15 protein-coding genes and 1 pseudogene are annotated in these 16,378 nt (G+C 69.4%); 9 read left to right on the top strand and 7 right to left on the bottom strand.

Annotation, left to right across the window (positions count from 1 at the left end; translation table 11 throughout):
* Positions 1–33: 33 nt before the first annotated feature.
* Positions 34–651: a nitroreductase gene (locus Q0V34_RS13020; RefSeq protein ID WP_297512557.1), complete on the bottom strand. Its 618-nt coding sequence runs from the start codon at positions 649–651 to the stop codon at positions 34–36.
* On the opposite strand from Q0V34_RS13020, the pseudogene Q0V34_RS13015 reads away from it, so the two are divergent.
* The 3 genes and pseudogenes from Q0V34_RS13015 (at position 611) to Q0V34_RS13005 (ending at position 3,026) form a co-directional block, all read left to right on the top strand.
* A pseudogene (locus tag Q0V34_RS13015) lies at positions 611–1,334 on the top strand (NUDIX domain-containing protein). The gene Q0V34_RS13020 and the pseudogene Q0V34_RS13015 sit on opposite strands and share 41 nt — an antisense overlap.
* 78 nt (positions 1,335–1,412) lie before the next feature.
* Positions 1,413–2,243, top strand: a complete 831-nt coding sequence (gene cysE, locus Q0V34_RS13010) for a serine O-acetyltransferase (protein ID WP_297512555.1) — start codon at positions 1,413–1,415, stop codon at positions 2,241–2,243.
* Positions 2,244–3,026 (top strand): glutaminyl-peptide cyclotransferase, encoded by a 783-nt coding sequence (locus tag Q0V34_RS13005; protein ID WP_297512554.1) that lies wholly within the window; start codon positions 2,244–2,246, stop codon positions 3,024–3,026.
* 124 nt (positions 3,027–3,150) lie between these two features.
* Here Q0V34_RS13005 and Q0V34_RS13000 read toward each other — a convergent pair whose 3' ends face one another.
* A complete protein-coding gene (locus Q0V34_RS13000; RefSeq protein ID WP_297512553.1) occupies positions 3,151–3,324 on the bottom strand; it encodes a hypothetical protein in 174 nt (57 codons plus the stop codon).
* Between the two features lie 72 nt (positions 3,325–3,396).
* Here Q0V34_RS13000 and Q0V34_RS12995 point away from each other — a divergent pair, with 72 nt between their 5' ends.
* Genes Q0V34_RS12995 through Q0V34_RS12985 form a run of 3 tightly spaced genes read left to right on the top strand, consistent with a single transcriptional unit; the run spans position 3,397 to position 5,305 of the window.
* Positions 3,397–4,329, top strand: coding sequence for a LysR substrate-binding domain-containing protein (locus Q0V34_RS12995; protein WP_297512552.1), 933 nt, complete (start codon positions 3,397–3,399; stop codon positions 4,327–4,329).
* A gap of 50 nt (positions 4,330–4,379) precedes the next feature.
* A complete protein-coding gene (locus Q0V34_RS12990; protein WP_168076258.1) occupies positions 4,380–4,586 on the top strand; it encodes a DUF3126 family protein in 207 nt (68 codons plus the stop codon).
* Positions 4,587–4,618: 32 nt separating this feature from the next.
* Positions 4,619–5,305, top strand: a complete 687-nt coding sequence (locus tag Q0V34_RS12985) for a GNAT family N-acetyltransferase (protein WP_297512548.1) — start codon at positions 4,619–4,621, stop codon at positions 5,303–5,305.
* Here Q0V34_RS12985 and Q0V34_RS12980 read toward each other — a convergent pair.
* The 3 genes from Q0V34_RS12980 to Q0V34_RS12970 form a co-directional block, all read right to left on the bottom strand.
* Positions 5,302–5,817 (bottom strand): hypothetical protein, encoded by a 516-nt coding sequence (locus Q0V34_RS12980; RefSeq protein WP_297512546.1) that lies wholly within the window; start codon positions 5,815–5,817, stop codon positions 5,302–5,304. The two genes, Q0V34_RS12985 and Q0V34_RS12980, sit on opposite strands and share 4 nt — an antisense overlap.
* 7 nt (positions 5,818–5,824) lie before the next feature.
* Complete coding sequence (locus Q0V34_RS12975; protein ID WP_297512544.1) at positions 5,825–7,813, bottom strand: OPT family oligopeptide transporter; 1,989 nt, start codon at positions 7,811–7,813, stop codon at positions 5,825–5,827.
* Between the two features lie 92 nt (positions 7,814–7,905).
* The gene (locus Q0V34_RS12970) at positions 7,906–8,694 is read right to left on the bottom strand and encodes a PhoH family protein (RefSeq protein ID WP_297512542.1); all 789 of its coding nucleotides are present in this window, start codon (positions 8,692–8,694) and stop codon (positions 7,906–7,908) included.
* A gap of 324 nt (positions 8,695–9,018) precedes the next feature.
* On the opposite strand from Q0V34_RS12970, the gene Q0V34_RS12965 reads away from it, so the two are divergent.
* Positions 9,019–9,552: a gamma carbonic anhydrase family protein gene (locus Q0V34_RS12965; protein ID WP_297512540.1), complete on the top strand. Its 534-nt coding sequence runs from the start codon at positions 9,019–9,021 to the stop codon at positions 9,550–9,552.
* A gap of 323 nt (positions 9,553–9,875) precedes the next feature.
* Complete coding sequence (locus Q0V34_RS12960; RefSeq protein WP_297512538.1) at positions 9,876–11,543, top strand: choline dehydrogenase; 1,668 nt, start codon at positions 9,876–9,878, stop codon at positions 11,541–11,543.
* Positions 11,544–11,546: 3 nt separating this feature from the next.
* On the opposite strand, the gene Q0V34_RS12955 is transcribed toward Q0V34_RS12960, so the two are convergent.
* On the bottom strand, positions 11,547–12,092 hold the full coding sequence (locus Q0V34_RS12955) for a PAS domain-containing protein (RefSeq protein ID WP_297512536.1): 546 nt from the start codon (positions 12,090–12,092) through the stop codon (positions 11,547–11,549).
* Positions 12,093–12,268: 176 nt separating this feature from the next.
* On the opposite strand from Q0V34_RS12955, the gene Q0V34_RS12950 reads away from it, so the two are divergent.
* On the top strand, positions 12,269–13,213 hold the full coding sequence (locus Q0V34_RS12950; protein WP_297512534.1) for a hypothetical protein: 945 nt from the start codon (positions 12,269–12,271) through the stop codon (positions 13,211–13,213).
* Between the two features lie 189 nt (positions 13,214–13,402).
* Here the strand turns inward: Q0V34_RS12950 and Q0V34_RS12945 are convergent, their stop codons facing one another.
* Positions 13,403–16,360, bottom strand: a complete 2,958-nt coding sequence (locus Q0V34_RS12945) for a pitrilysin family protein (protein WP_297512531.1) — start codon at positions 16,358–16,360, stop codon at positions 13,403–13,405.
* Positions 16,361–16,378 lie beyond the last annotated feature (18 nt).

Genomic DNA, 16,378 nt, shown 5'->3' with positions numbered 1-16,378 from the left:
CGGTCTCCTCGTCGTCCAACGAACGCCTAGCGCCTAGGTCGGGCTCCACAGCCTGGTCAGGGCGGCGACATCGGGGCGCACGCGCTCCTGCGGCTGCTCGGTCGCGGTCCCGATATAGAGGAAGCCGGCCACCTGTTCGCCCTCGGCCAGGCCCAGGATCGCCGTGGCGCGCGGGTCGTAGCTGTACCAGTCGGTGATCCAGTTGGCCCCCCAGCCCAGGGCGGCGGCGGCCAGCAGCATCTGGTGGCAGACGGCCGCGGCGCTCTGGCGCTGCTCCCACTCGGGAATCTCGCCCGGCACGACGCGCGAGATGACGGCGACGCAGACCGGCGGGTTGGTCAGCTTGCGCAGCGCCGCCTTGGCCTTGGTCGGATTGGCCTGGCTGTCGGCCAGGGCGGCGATCCGCTCGGCGAAGGCGTCCTTGGCCGCGCCCTTCAGGATCACGAAGCGCCAGGGGGCCAGCTTGCCGTGGTCGGGCACGCGGGCGGCCAGGCGCAGCAGGTCGGCCAGCTGGGCGTCGTCCGGCCCCGGCGCGGTCAGGGTCATGGCGCTGGCCGAGCGGCGGCGCGCCAGGAAGGCGACCACCTCGGGCGAGGCCTCGACCGGCAGGGTGTCGCCAAATTCGGGGGCGGGGGGAACGGAACCGGCCAAGACGACATCTCCGAAGCGTTGTAAGCCGCACACCTATGGCTGGAGCCCAGCCGCCACAAGCCGCGTGAGAGGCCATGACGCAAAAGCCAGCCTGGCTGAAGCCGCACGGAAAGCCCTGGGGCGTCTCGTCCAGCCGGGTCGCCTACGACAATCCGTGGATCACGGTGACCGAATACCAGGCGATCGCGCCGACGGGGCGGCCGGCGCTGTACGGCAAGGTCGGATTCAAGAACCAGGCGATCGGGGTCGTGCCGCTGCACGCCGACGGCACGGTGACCCTGGTCGGCCAGAACCGCTTCGCCCTGGCCAATTACAGCTGGGAGCTGCCCGAGGGCGGCGCGCCGATGGGCGAGGACCCTCTGGAGGGCGCCAAGCGCGAACTGGCCGAGGAGGTCGGGCTGCAAGCCGCCGACTGGCGGCTGATCCTGCGGATGGAGCTTTCGAACTCGGTGACCGACGAGGTCGCCTACGGCTTCCTGGCCATGGATCTGTCGCCCACGGAGGGCGAGCCCGACGAGACGGAAGACTTCGCCGTCACGCGCGTGCCGTTCCGCGAGGCGCTGGACGCGGCGACCGCCGGCCACATGCCCGACGCGATTACGGTGGCGTTATTGCTGCGGACGCACCATATGGCGGTCCGGGGCGAACTGCCGGCCGACCTGGCCGCCTTGATCCTCGATTAGCCGGCGCCCGTCGCCGGGTTCGAGCATTTCCTGTAAGAATGCTCCAAGTATCGCGTAAGCCAGGGAAGGGAGAGCCCGATGGCCAAACATCTCGAGGTGCTGACGCCGGAGACGGACATCCCCGTCTGGGTCGCGCTGCGCAACCAGGCCGAACACGCGGCCAAGGCCGAGCCGGCCCTGGCCTCGCTGCTGAACGCGGTGATCCTGAGCCACGACAACCTGGCCGACGCCCTGACCTTCCAGCTGGCGCGCAAGCTGGGCGACCAGGAGATGCGGGCGATGACGGCGCGCGAGTTCGCCGCCGACGCCTTCGAGAGCGACCCGTCGATCGTCGAGGCGGCCGAGGCCGACCTGAAGGCCGTGTTCGAGCGCGACCCGGCCTGCAAGGGCTATGTCCAGCCGTTCCTGTTCTTCAAGGGCTTCCTGGCCCTGCAGACCCATCGCGTGTCGCACTGGCTGTGGAACGAGGGCCGCGAGACCCTGGCCTTCTATCTGCAGAGCCGGGCCAGCGAGGTGTTCCAAGTCGACATCAATCCGGCGGCCAAGATCGGCAAGGGCGTGTTCATCGACCACGGCACCGGCATCGTCATCGGCGAGACGGCGGTGGTCGGCGACGACGTCTCGATGCTGCACGGCGTGACCCTGGGCGGCACCGGCGCCGAGCGCGGCGACCGCCACCCCAAGATCGGCAAGGGCGTGCTGCTGGGCGCGGGGGCCAAGGTCCTGGGCAACATCGCCATCGGCGACTACGCCAAGATCGCCTCGGGCTCGGTGGTGCTGCGTCCCGTGCCGGCTCACTGCACGGCCGCCGGCGTGCCGGCGCGGCTGGTCAACTGCCCGACCTGCGAGGAGCCCGCCCGGACCATGGACCACACCCTGGCCGAGACCGTCTATTCGTACGAGATCTGAGTGCGCGCGTTCCGGCTTGGCCTGAACGGCCTGATCCTCGCCGCGGCGCTGCTGGTCGGCGCCCCCGCCTGCGCCGCCACCGCGCCGGTCGGCGGCTATACGGTGGTCAAGGCCTGGCCGCACGACACCGGCGCCTTCACCGAGGGCCTGTTCTATCGCGACGGCTTCCTGTTCGAGAGCACGGGCCTGAAGGACCGCTCGTTCATCCGCAAATGGAAGCTGGAGACCGGCGCCTCGGAGCAGGAGCGCCTGCTGGACAGCCGCTATTTCGGCGAGGGCATCGTCGACTGGAAGAACCGGCTCTACGAGCTGACCTGGACCGACGAGGTCGGCTTCATCTACGACATCGACAGCTTCGAGAAGATCGGCGAGTTCAGCTATCCGGGCGAGGGCTGGGCCCTGACCCGCGATGACAAGCGGCTGATGATGAGCGACGGCACGTCGTTCATCCGCTTCCTCGACCCCGACACCCTGAAGGAGACCGGCCGCATCGAGGTCACGGACCATGGCGTGCCGGTGCGCAATCTCAACGAGCTGGAATGGGTGAAGGGCGAACTGCTGGCCAATGTCTGGCAGACCACGCGCATCGCCCGCATCGACGTCAAGACCGGCCATGTGATCGCCTGGATCGAACTGGCGGGCCTGCTGAAGGAGGCGGGCGTCACCGGAACCCAGGACGACGTCCTGAACGGCATCGCCTACGACGCGGCCGGCGATCGCCTGTTCGTCACCGGCAAGCTGTGGCCCAAGGTCTTCGAGATAAAATTGACGCCCGCGAAGTAGGGGGCGGAACCCGGTTCGGGGGCTGGCGTTAATATCGCGTCCGCCCCTCTACGCCCCCCCGACCTAGTGGGCGGACCCGAGCCCCGGCCGCGTACGACGCGCCGGGGCTCATCCTTTTCCGGGGTCAGCCCTGCCGGAAGGCCCTGGCGCACGGCGCCGAGGGCGGGCCCTTGGCCGCGACGGCCCGCGCGTCGCGGCTGGGCGTCGGCCGCGCCAGGCCGTGCAGAGCGGCGGCCCAGATGGCCAGCAGCGCCAGCACCTGGGCCAGGGTGATGCGGGAGGGCGGGGCGGACGGCATGTCCGACTTATCCCCCGATTGCGCCGCGCGCGATAACGACTTATCCGTCGGAGCTCTGTGAGGTTTCTTCACATGGCTCGCCGCGACCTGCCGCCGCTGAACGCCCTGCGCGCCTTCGAGGCGTTCGGTCGTCACGGCCGCATGACGCTGGCGGCGGACGAGCTGTGCGTGACCCACGGCGCGGTCAGCCGTCAGATCCGCGCCCTCGAAGAGTTCCTCGGCGTACCCCTGACCGAGGGGCCGCGCTCGCGCCTGCGGATGACCGAGGCGGGGCTGAAGCTGGCCCAGGCCCTGTCGCCAGCCTTCGACCAGATCGAGGCGGCCGTGCCGCGACCGACCGAGGCCGGACCCAAGCCGCTCGTCGTGTCCTGCCTGCCGACCTTCGCCATGAAGTGGCTGATCCCCCGCCTGCCCGGCTTCCTGGCGGCGCATCCCGATATCCCCGTGCGGGTGGCCGAGTCGAACGGACCCTTCGACTTCAAGGCCGACGGCGTCGACCTGGCGATCCGCATGCGCCGCGCCGGCGAGCCCGACTTTCCGGACTCGGACGCCCACCCGTTCCTGCGCCACTTCCACGGACCGGTCATGGCGCCGGAAGTCGCGGCGGCCGGTCCGGCGACCTTCGAGCGGATCTGCGCCCTGCCGCGTCTCCTGACCCGCACCTATGCGCAAGGCTGGTCCGAGTGGGTCCAGGACTGGGGCGCCCAGCGCCTGCCGCCGGCGGCCAGCGAGCAGGAGTTCGACCACTATTTCTACATGCTGGAAGCCGCCGCCGCCGGCCTGGGCGTCGCGGTCGGTCCGTGGGCCTTCGTGCAGCGCGACCTGGCCAGCGGCCGGCTGGTCGCCCCGCTCGGGTTCGCCGCGAGCGAGACCCGGATCATGGCCCTGACCCCGCGCGGCGCCGCCGCTCCGGCGGCCGTGCTGTTCCGCGATTGGCTGCTGGCGGAGGGCGCGTCCACACCTCTTCCGCCGGAAGCGGCTTGCGACTCTCGCGCCGGGCGCTAGTTTCGCCCCGACACCGCGCTCCCGGGCGCTCAGCTGAAAAAGAGGCCCCCGTGGACGCCACGACCGTCGCCAAGATCGAAAAGCACCTGAAGCGCACCTTCGGCAACCCGCACATCCAGGTGAAGCCGCGCCCGAAGCAGAAGGACTCCGCCGAGGTCGAGGTGGCCGGCGAATTCATCGGCGTCGTCTTCCAGGACGAGGACGAGGACGGCTCGTTCATGTTCGAGATGGCCATCCTGGGCGAGGACCTGGAGTAGCCGACCGAGCCAAGCCTCGCCTTAGGGGGCGCATGAGCCCGCACGTCCTCGACCGTCCCGCCTATTCGGCCCTGACCGGCCGCCAGAGCCATCTGGCCATCCGCCACGGTGGCGCGGTGCGGATGAGGCCTGAGTTCGGCCTGTTCGCCGGCGTCGACGATGCGAGCCCGGAGAGCTTGGCGGCCCTGGCCGAGTTGGTGCGCGCGCACGGGACCGTCGGCCTGATCGAGCCCGCCGCGCCGCCGCCCGCGCCGGGGACGCAGGTCGTCTCCAGCGCCCTCTGCCTGCAGATGGAGGCGACGGCGGTCGCGCCGGCCTGGGACGTGGCCTTCGACATGCTCGATCTGGGCGACCCCGACGCCGCCGAGATGCTGGCCCTGGCGACCCTGACCAAGCCCGGCCCGTTCTTCGCCCGCACCCATGAGCTGGGCGCCTTCATCGGCGTGCGGGTGGACGGCCAGCTGGTCGCCATGGCCGGCGAGCGGACGCGGCCCGATGGCTATACCGAGGCCAGCGGCGTCTGCGTCCATCCCGACCACCGCGGCAAGGGCTACGCCGCCCGCCTTCTGCGCGAGGTCACGGCCAGGATCCTGGCGCGCGGCGAGAAGGCCTTCCTGCACAGCTACGCCCACAACGCCACCGCGATCGGGCTCTATGAATCTCTGGGCTATCGGGGGCGGCGCGAGGTGGTGTTTACGGTGGTGAAGCCGGCGGTTTAGGAGCCGACGCTGCCGATTTTGATCAGGTCGTCGACGTTCGGCGGATCGACGCCGACGCTGACCCAAAGATCGTCGGTGTCGCTGATCCCATTCTCCCAGCCGACGCCGATCCACAGTCGATGCTGCTTGTCGTCCACCAGCAGATCGTGGCGAACCACAACCACATGCTCGCCTTCGATTTCTGGAAGCGTGAAGAAGCTAGCTCCCGTCAGCGTGCTGCCCAGGATCGCGCTCCAAGGTTCGTCGGCATAGGCGATCAAGCTATCGAGGGCGTGTGGCCCCCAGCGACTTTCGTCGGTCGCCTCAAGAACCATGTTCGGACCACTCTGCGTCCAAGTAAGGAACAGCTCTCGATCGGAGGAAAAGATCACCTGAGCCGCGCCTGTGAACCAGAAACTGGCGGCCCGAAAGTCCTGGATAACTGACGGTGTATCGCAGGTAAGGGGCCGCCACTTTAGCACCTCGACGGTCGAGCCGATCAGAGGCGCATAGTTGGCGGCCCAGTCAGTCATGGAAGCCCTACGCCTCCAGCGCCTTCGCGCCGGCCTTGCGGGCCCAGCGGTAGAGACCGATCACCACGACCGCGGCCGCGATCAGCGACAGGATCATGCCGACGTGCTCGGACGGCGCGAACGGGACGGCCAGGGGCTCGCCCTTGCCGGTCGAGACGATCATCAGCGCCAGGGCGACGTTGAACAGGCTCTCGCCGACGATGAAGCCCGAGGCGATCAGCACGCCCAGGCGCTTGGCCGGCTCGGCGGCGCGGTCCTTGGCGACGATCTTCTCGAACAGCCAGCCGGCGACGGCGCCGACCACGACCGGGGCGGTGACGCCGCTGGGCAGGTAGATGGCCAGGCCCACGCCCAGGGGCGGCAGGCTGAGGCGCTCGTTGCTCGTCTTGCGCAGGATCGCGTCGACCGCGACCAAAGCCAGGCCGATCAGGGCGCCGTAGCCCAGCAGGCTCCAGTTCAGATCCCCGCCCAGCACGCCCTTGGCCAGGGTCGATATCAGGGTCGCCTGCGGGGCGGCCAGCGGCTGGTCCGAGATCGCCTGCAGGTTCGGGGCGCCGGCGAAGCCGTTCGAGCGGTTCAGCAGCTCCAGCACGAACGGGATCACCACGGCGCCCGAGATGACGCCGATGATCAGGCCGACCTGCTGCTTCCACGGGGTGGCGTCGACCAGCTGGCCGGTCTTCAGGTCTTGCAGGTTGTCGTTGGCGACCACGGCCACGGCCAGGACGCAGGTAGTGACATAGAGGGCGAAGGCGATCAGCGCCTTGGTCACGTCGGGACCGATCATGCCGCGCCCGACGACGCCGACCATCAGGGATGCGCCCAGCACGGTCAGGATGGCGATGCCCGAGACCGGGCTGTTGGACGAGCCGATCAGGCCGGCCATGTAGCCGCAGACGGCGGCGGCCAGGAGGCCCGCCACGATCAGGTAGCCGATGCCGATGGCGACCAGCGGGGCCGCGAGGCTGGTGATCGGACCGCCGGCCAGGAAGTGGGCCAGGAACCAGCCGGCCGGGGCCAGCAGCAGCAGCGAGACGAGGCCGACGATGCCGATCGGCAGGTCCTGCTCGACGCGCGGAATGTCGCCCGCGCCGCTCTTGCGGGCCTTGGCGGCTTCCAGCGCCGACTTCAGGCCGGCGATGATCGGGCCGATCAGCTTGGCGAGGGTCCAGATGGCGGCCGCGCCGATGACGCCCGCGCCCAGGAAGCGGACCTGGGTCTTCCAGACGGTCAGGGCGTGGGTGGCGGCGTCGGCGGCCGGCATGGGCGTGGCGACGGTCAGGATCGGCACCAGGATCGCCCAGGCGATGAACAGGCCCGCGAACATCGCCACCCCGACGGTGATGCCCATCAGGTGGCCCGCGCCCATCAGGGCCAGCGAGCTGGAGGCGCCCAGGCCCGTGGCGCCCGCGCCGGCCTTGAACTTGAAGTAGCCGGCGACCTCGGCCGCGAACAGCTTGGCCGCGCCCAGGGCGCCGAACAGGGCCGAGGCGATCGTGCCCAGGCTGACGGCGACCAGGCCGGCCTTGCCCTCGGCCGCGCCCTCGCGCGAGCCCGTGCCGACCTTCAGCACCTCGGCGGCGGCGACGCCCTCGGGATAGGGCAGGTCGGAATTGGTCACCAGCGCCCGGCGCAGCGGGATCGTGTACATCACGCCCAGGATGCCGCCGACGGCGCAGGCGCCGAAGGTGGGCAGGAACGGAACGTGCGCCCACCAGCCGATCATCAGAAGACCGGGCAGCACGAAGATCACCGACGACAGCGTGCCCGCCGCCGAGGCGATCGTCTGGACGATATTGTTTTCCTGGATGGTCGCCGACTTGAACGCCCGCAGCAGGGCCATCGAGATGACGGCGGCGGGGATCGAGGTGGCGAAGGTCAGGCCGACCTTAAGGCCCAGATAGACCTGGGCCGCCGTGAAGACGAGGGTGATCAGAACGCCGAGGATGACCCCTCGAAGGGTCAATTCCGTGCGCGGCGCGGTCGAGTCGGCCATGAAGGTGTCCGAAAAAAGTTAAGGCGGCCGGACCTTGCACGTCCGACCGCCCCTAACTCAAGTCTTCAGTGCGAGCGCTCCGGCGAAAACGCTCAGAGAACGCCCAGCATCTCCGCGACCAGCGGGTGGCGGACGATGTCGCGGTCGGCCAGGCGGACGACGGCGATGTTGGCCACGTCCTCGAAGCGGGCGGCGACGTCGGCCAGGCCCGAGATGCCCGGCAGCAGGTCCGACTGGTTCGGGTCGCCCGTGACCACCATGGTCGAGTGCCAGCCCAGGCGCGTCAGCAGCATCTTCAGTTGCATGTAGGTGCAGTTCTGGGCCTCGTCGATCACCACGAAGGCGTTGTTCAGGGTGCGGCCGCGCATGAACCCGACCGGGGCGATCTCGATCGCGCCCTCGGCCATCAGAGCCCGCATGCGCTTGACCGACAGGCGATCGGTCAGGGCGTCGTAGAGCGGGCGCAGATAGGGGGCCAGCTTGTCTTCCATGTCGCCCGGCAGATAGCCGATCGACTCGCCGGCCTCGACGGCGGGGCGGGACAGGACGATGCGGCTGACGCGGCCGGCCTCCAGCGCCTCCACGGCCTTGGAGATGGCGATGTAGGTCTTGCCGGTGCCGGCCGGACCCAGGGCCATGACCAGGTTCTTTTCGTCGATGGCTTCCATCAACTGAGCCTGGCCCGGCGATTTCGGTTTTATGGTCTTCAGATAGCTCTGATCCCGACTCTCGCCCCTGGCCCCATCGTCGTCGCCGAGGGGCGACCAGCCGCCGCGGTGATCGACCGGCAGGCGGCGCACCTTGGCGTCGTCGTAGGTCGTCTCGTAGGCGCCTTCACGCGCCATCCGCTTCAGGGCTCGCTTGGTCATTAAAGCCTCCATGAGGGCAATAAAAAAGGACGAGGCCAAAAGGCGTCGTCCTGATCGGGGAGCGGGATAAAAACGAAGTCGGATGCGCGGCGAGGCGGCTCGGGATCGCTTCCGCGAGGGGAAGGTCCGGGAGATGCGGTACGCCGAAACGCCAAGTGCGACACCTCGTCTTCGTCAGCGGGTGAGCCGTTGGCTTGAGGTCGCCCCCGGCCCGAACGAGAGAAGAATGATTCCCGCTGAAGGAATGTTCCCTCTCGAATCGCCTGACTACAATGCCGGAACGTGCTTTCCAGGTGGTTAACCGGAAAATCGCGCATAAGAAAACGAGGCATACGGATGACTGTCTATTCCCTGGGCGCCGTGACGCCGACGTTGCCCCCGCAAGGCGAATACTGGATCGCGCCCACGGCCAGCGTGATGGGCAATGTGATTCTCAAGAACAACGCCAGTATTTGGTGGGGCGCCGTCGCGCGTGGCGACAACGATCCGATCACGATCGGAGAAAACAGCAACATCCAGGACGGATCGGTGCTCCACACTGATCTTGGCGCGCCTTTGACGATCGGGATGAATGTGACCGTTGGTCACATGGTGATGCTGCATGGCTGCACGATCGGCGACGGTTCGCTGATCGGCATCGGCGCGATCGTGTTGAACGGCGCGCGGATCGGAAGGAACTGCCTGATCGGCGCCGGCGCCCTGATCACCGAGGGCAAGGAGATCCCCGACAATTCGATGGTGATGGGCGCGCCCGGCAAGGTGGTCCGCGAGATCGGCGAGCAGCACGCCATGATCCTGCAAGCCTCGGCCCTCCACTATGTCGAGAACTGGAAACGCTACGCGCGGGACCTGCGGCCGGTGGCGGCGTAGCTGGGCGCACCGCCCAAGGGTCAGGGAGCGCCGCCCGCCTGCTTGGGGGGATGCAAGGCGGCGCTCCCGCCCCTCGCGCGGGGCACGTCGGCGCGAGGAGCATCCGCCGCGCGGCGCATGGCCCGCGGCGAGATGAGAAAAGGCGAGTGAAGCCAATTTTCATCCTATAGTCGTACTTAAACGAAATCGGGAAGGGTGAAAACCCGCTGGTTCGCGCCGGCGGTCACTTTGGCCGCGCGCGCCCACGCCGGCCTTGCGAAAGCGCGAAAGGCGGATCACTCTCTGCCTTAACAATGATAACCTTCGAGGGAGGGCGTCAGGCCATGGCCAGCGAACGCTATGATTACGTCGTCATCGGCGCGGGTTCGGCCGGCTGCGTGCTGGCGGCTCGTCTGACCGAGGATCCGAACATCAAGGTCCTGCTGCTGGAAGCCGGCGGCAAGAACAGCTCGGTGCTGGTCAGGATGCCCGCCGGCGTCGGCGAGCTGATCAAGGCCAAGGGCGAGCAGAACTGGGGCTTCTGGACCGAGGCCGAGCCGAACCTCGACAATCGCAAGCTCTGGTGGCCGCGCGGCAAGGGCCTGGGCGGCAGCTCGGCGATCAACGGCATGATCTATATCCGCGGCCACGCGCGCGACTACGACCAGTGGCGGCAGATGGGCCTGTCGGGCTGGTCCTATGCCGAGGTGCTGCCGTACTTCAAACGCTCGGAAACACACCACGGCGGCGGCGACGCCTATCACGGCGACAAGGGGCCGCTGCACGTCTCCAAGGGCGAGAGCGATAACCCCTTCTATCGCACGCTGATCGAGGCCGGCCGCCAGGCGGGTCACAAGACTACGCGCGATTTCAATGGCTTCCAGCAGGAGGGCTTCGGGCCCTACGACCTGACCATCCGCGACGGCAAGCGCTGGAGCGCGGCCATGGCCTATCTGACGGCGGCCCTGTCGCGTCCGAACCTGACCTGCGTGACCGAGGCGCGGACCACCCGCATCCTCGTCGAGAAAGGCCGGGCGGTCAGCGTGGAATACGTGGTCGGCAAGGGCGCGGAGAAGATGGTCGCCCACGCCGACGCCGAGGTGCTGCTGAGCGCCGGGGCGGTGCAGTCGCCGCACATCCTGCAGCTGTCGGGCATCGGCGCGCCGGAGGACCTGCGGGCCCAGGGGATCGCGGTGGTCCACGAGTCCAAGGGCGTTGGGGCCAATCTTCAGGACCACCTGGACGTCTGCGTCTCGTGGACCAGCAAGAACCTGAAGACCGCCTACTCGGCCAACAAGGGGCTCAACAAGCTGGGCGTCGGCCTCAACTACATGCTGTTCGGCAAGGGCCTGGGCCGGCAGCAGTTCCTGGAGAGCGGCGCGTTCCTGAAGTCGCGCCCCGACCTCGACCGTCCCGACCTGCAGATCCACGGCGTGCTGGCGATCATGCAGGACCACGGCAAGGTCGTGGTCGAGAAGGACGGCTTCACCCTGCACGTCTGCCAGCTGCGGCCGGAAAGCCGCGGCAAGGTCGGGCTGCGCTCGGCCGATCCGTTCGACGATCCGACCATCCTGGCCAACTATCTGTCGACGGACGAGGACCGCCGCGCGATCCGCGAGGGCGTGCGCATCGCCCGCGAGACCGTGGCCCAGGCGGCCTTCGATCCCTATCGCGACGCCGAATACGCGCCGGGCGCCGACGTTCGCAGCGACGCCGACCTCGACGCCTGGATCCGCGCCAAGGCCGAGACGATCTATCACCCGGTCGGCACCTGCCGGATGGGCGTGGCCGGCGACCCGCTGGCGGTGGTCGACGACCAGCTGCGCGTGCAGGGACTCTCGGGCCTGCGCGTGATCGACGCCTCGGTGATGCCGACCCTGGTGGGCGGCAACACCAACGCCCCGACCATCATGATCGCCGAACGCGCGTCGGACCTGATCCGCGGCAAGGCGACCCTGGCGCCGCTGGACGTCCCGGTGTTCGGCGACGAGCACGCGGTGGCGGCGGAGTAGGAGCTAAGCGATCCGCCGCCCGTCCAGCGTGGCCAGCCGCAGGCGGGGCATGTCGCGGTTGTCGTCGCCGAGCGGCTTGATCTCGCGCAGGCCCAGCTCGTAGGCGGGACGGCCCATCAGGCGCGCCATCATCGCGGTGGGCTGGTAGAGGCCCAGGAAGCGATCGGTCTCGCCCGAGGCGCCGCGCAGCGGGGCGAACAGCACCTCCATGCCTACCGACGGCACGCCGTGCGCGCGGATATCGGCGGTGACCACCACCGGCGTGCGGCGCTTGCGGGCGACATCCAGGGCGCTCTTCAGCTCCAGGCGGTGCGACAGGGCCCACAGCGACAGGGCGTCGTGGCCGCGCAGGTCGCGGGCGTGCAGGTCGGTGACGAAGCCGCCGGCCAGCCGGAAGGGCAGCTTGCCGCCGTCACGCCCCAGGATGAACACCTGCGGCAAGAGCTCCAGGAACTGGCTCGGATCGATGTCGGCCCGGCGCGGCAGGGCCGATTCACCCTTCTTGTCGCGCCAATAGTCTATCAACCGTTCCGTGCTTGGATGGAACATCGTCGTCCCCTGGCGGGTCCTGTCGCGGCTGTTTTCGACCGCACGGGCCTTGCTGGGAGAACCGGGCCAGAGGCCTCGTCGTCCCATTCTGGCGCAAAACCAGGGCGGAGCGGCCGGCGCGGCCCGATTCTTGCTTAACGCGAAGCGGAACGACCCGAGCTGAAGGGAACCGCCGGATGAAGGCGCCGAAACTGAACATGCGCGCGCTGCTGATCGCCGTTGGCGCGCTCGTCGGCGGCCTGGTGGTCGGCGGCGTGGCCATGGCCTGCACCAGCGGCTGCCCGCCGACGCCCCCGGTGTGCTGCCAGCCCCCTCCGCCTCCGCCCAAGCCTCCGGCGCCGCCGACCGGCTGCTGCGGCGGCGGCGGTGGCGGCGGTCACAACGTGAACATCCCCGGCGTCAATGTGAACATCGGCGCCACCGTGATCGTGAACGCCAATTCGAACGTCTCGGCCGTGGCCAATTCGGGCGCGAGCTCCAGCGCGAACGCCAGCGGCGGCTCTCTGGCCGGCTCGGCGGGGGGCGTGACAAACTATTTCGGCGGCGGCGGCCACGGCGGCTACTATTCCGGCCCGATGGCCAGCGGCTACATCCAGGGCCTCAACGTCGAGGGCGGCGAGACCCGCCGGCGCGAGTCGTATCTCGCCACCCGCACCAAGACCCGCCGGGTCATCGTCCGCGCCGTGTGCCTGGACGATCGCGACGTGCCGCACCCGGCCTCGCAGGTCACCCCGGACCGCGACATCGACGAGGCCTATGACGGCGAGCTCTATCGCTGCATCGCCGGCTCGCGCATGCAGTACGTCGTGGCCGAATACGCCGGCCAGATCGACATCTCGACCGGCGGCGCGGGCCAGACCTTCATCTGCCAGAAGAACGAGGCGCTCTATCACATGCGCGGCCAGGGTCCGGGCCAAGCCACGCTGGCCTGCCGCCCGCAGCGCCCGGCCCGCGACTGCAACGAGCGGTCGCTGCTGCGCCGCTTCGGGGCGGGGGTGAAGATCCTGACCATCATCACCACCGAGACCTACACCGCCTATCGCGACGAGGTGGTGCAGGAACGCCAGAGCCTGACCACCAGCTTCAGCCTGGATGGCGGCGTGGGCGGGGTGGTTTACTAGAGCCCAACCCGGCCCGTTTTCCCGGCGAACGCCGGGACCCAGCCTCATGGCGCTGGGGATGACGGGAAGAACACGGCGCGCATAGAGCCCCCGCCAGCGCTTTTCCATCTGGGCCCCGGCGTTCGCCGGGGGAGATCGGATGGAATGAGAAAAGGCCCTCCCGGTCGGGAGGGCCTTTTTGCTGGGCGGCTACTTCGCCGCCGCTTCCGGCTTCACCAGCAGCAGCCACGACTTGTCGTCGGCCAGATAGGTGCGGGCCGCCTTCTGGACGTCGGCCGGGGTGACGCGGGTCAGGCCCGCCAGCACCGAGCGCGTCGCGTCCAGCAGGCGCGGATCGGTCTGGGCGCCCGACAGCGCGCCGACCCAGTACTCGTTGGTCGCCCGGGCCTTCTCGATGGCGTCGATGCGCGGCTTCTTGGCCCGCTCCAGCTCGTCCTCGGAGACCGGCTTGTCGCGCAGGTCGGCGGCGATCTTGCGGATCGAGGCGACCACGCCGTCCAGCTTCTCGGGCGGGACCTCCAGGCTGACGGCCAGATAGCCCCAGTTCTTGAACGCGACGCTGGCCGTCGAGGCGGCGTTGGGCGAATAGGTCGCGCCCTGCTTCTCGCGCAGTTCGTCGATCAGCCGCAGCTGCACGACCTGGCCCAGGATCGAGACGTCGCGCGAGCGTTGCAGGTTCGAGAACAGGTCGTCCGTGCGCCAGGCCATGAACAGCGCGGCCTGGTCCGCGCGGCCCTTGTGGGTGCGCAGCACGGGCTCGGCCGAGGGGGCGGGGAACGGCGCCTTCTCCGCGCCGGGCAGCGGCGTGTCGCCGGGCCGCGCGGGGAGGGCGCCGAAGGTCTCGGCGACGGCGGCGATGGCCTTGTCGACCGTGGTGTCGCCGACGACCACCACCTCCAGCTCGCCCTTGGAGAGCGGGTTGGCGACCGTGGTCTTCAGCTGGTCCAGCGAGGCGGCGGCGATCTGCTCGCGCGAGGGGAAGGTCCAGCGCTGGTCGCCGCCGTGCATCAGACCGCCCAGATCACGACCCAGCACGCCGCCGGTGGTGCTCTGCAGCTGGTCGTGCAGCGTGCCGTAGCTGGTCTTGACCCGGTTGAAGGCCTCGGGCCGCCAGCCCGGTTCGGTGGCGAAGGCGGCCAGCACCTGCAGCTCGGTCGACAGATCCTCGGGCCGGGTGCGGCCGTTCAGGGTGAAGGCGTCGTCCTCGACGCCCAGCTGGGCGTTCCAGATCTTGCCGGTCAGCACCCGCTCCATGTCCTGGGCGGTGATCTGCTTGAGGCCCCCTTCGATGAAGGCCGAGCCGGACCACAGCGGGCTCTGCTTGTCGGACGGCATGTCCAGCAGGCCGTGGCCGGCGCGGACCTTCACCACGACCTGGTCGTTGCGGAACTTGGTCGGCTTGACGGTCAGGCGCACGCCGTTCTCGAACCGCACGAACACGGCGTCCAGATCGCTGACCTCCTTGCGCTCGGCGATCTTGCCGGCGGGACCGAAGCTGGCATAGGGCCACACGGTCACGCCCGGCGCGGTCGGCGGCGTGACGGGCTGGGCCTTCAGCGTCTCGTAGGCCTTCAGGATCGCCGGCTCGCCGCCCTCGACCGTCTCCGGCGCGGCGATGGTGATCAGCGGGCCCGAGCCGGCGAAGGCGCTCTTCAGCACGGCGTTGACCCGATCCGCCGTCAGCCCCTTGGTCTGGGCATCGAAGGCCGCCAGGTTCTGGCTGGGCGAGGTGACGACCTCGCCGTCGCCCAGGGTCCCGACCAGCTGGTTGGCCAGGCTGGGCGTGCGCTGGGTAGCCTCGCCCGCGGCGGCGGCGGCCAGGCCCGCGCGCATGCTGGCGATCTCCCGATCCAGTTCGTCCTGGCGCACGCCGTACTGCACGGCGCGCCGCTGTTCGGTGTCCAGGGCGGTCATCGCCTCGCGCCAGCGGCCCGGCTGGGCGGTGGCGCCGAAGGTGGTGGCGCGCACCGCGCCGAACTGGTCGCCCTTGAAGGCCCCGCCGGCGATGAACGGCGGCTCGGCCGAGCGGCCGATCGCCTGCATCCGGCGGTTCAGCACGGCGAAGGCCAGATTCTCCAGCGTGTCGCGCTCGTCGAGGGCCTTGGTCTCGATCAGGCCGCCGGGCTTGCGCAGCCAGGTCATCTGCACCGACCAGGGCGCGCCGGCCTCGACGATCAGATTGGCGGTCGGACCGCGCTTGGCCACGGGACCGACGTCCGGATCCTTGCCGGCCGGACCCTTGCCGACCCAGTTTCCGAACTTGCCCTTGATCTTGGCTTCCATCGCGTCGACGTCGAAGTCGCCGACCGCCACCAGCACGGCGCGCTCGGGCCGGTAATAGGCCTCGTAGAAGTCGCGGATCCGCTGGGCGGGCGCGGTCTTCAGGATCTCGGTCTTGCCGATCGGGACGCGCTTGGGCGGCAGCTGGCCTTGCATCTGCGCCGACAGGGTCTTGATGGCGACGCGATAGCCGGGGGTGTCGCGGGTGCGCTCCTCCGACAAGACCACGCCGCGCTCGCGGTCGACGGCGTCCTGGGCGATGGTCAGCTCGCCGGCGGCTTCGCGCAGCAGCATCAGCGAGGTGTCGACGGTGTCGTCGTCGGTCTTGGGCAGGTCGAGCTGGTAGATCGTCTCGTCCCAGCTGGTCGAGGCGTTGGTGTCGGCCCCGAAGGCCAGGCCGTGGCGCTCCAGGATCTTGATCATCTCGCCCTCGGGCACGTTCTTGGAGCCGTTGAAGGCCATGTGCTCGAGGAAGTGGGCCAGGCCCTGCTGATCGTCGGCCTCCATCAGCGAGCCGGCGTCGAACCACAGGCGCACCGAGGCCTGGCCGGGCGGGGTGGCGTTCTTGCGGATGGCGTAGCGCATGCCGTTGGACAGCACGCCGAAGCGCCAGGCCGGATCGGGGGCGACATCCGACAGTTCCTGCGCCCACTGGCCGGGCTTCAGGTCGGTGACCTTCGGGCCGGCGAGGGCCGGGGCCTCGGCGATCTTCGGCGCCGGACCGGGCTTGCCGGCGGGCGCGGGCGCCGAGGCGGCGGCTTCGCCCTTCTTCTTCATGAAGGGCATGGAGGACTGGGGAAGGTGCGAGCAGGCGGCGACCGAAAGGCCGGCGGCGGCGACGAGCGCCAAGCGCGAAGCGCTGATCATCGAGAATCCAGGGCAGGA

This window comes from uncultured Caulobacter sp. (assembly GCF_947036865.1).
Lineage (GTDB): Bacteria > Pseudomonadota > Alphaproteobacteria > Caulobacterales > Caulobacteraceae > Caulobacter.
Note: the sequence above shows the minus strand (reverse complement) of the source record. Positions and strands in the feature narration are given on the sequence as shown.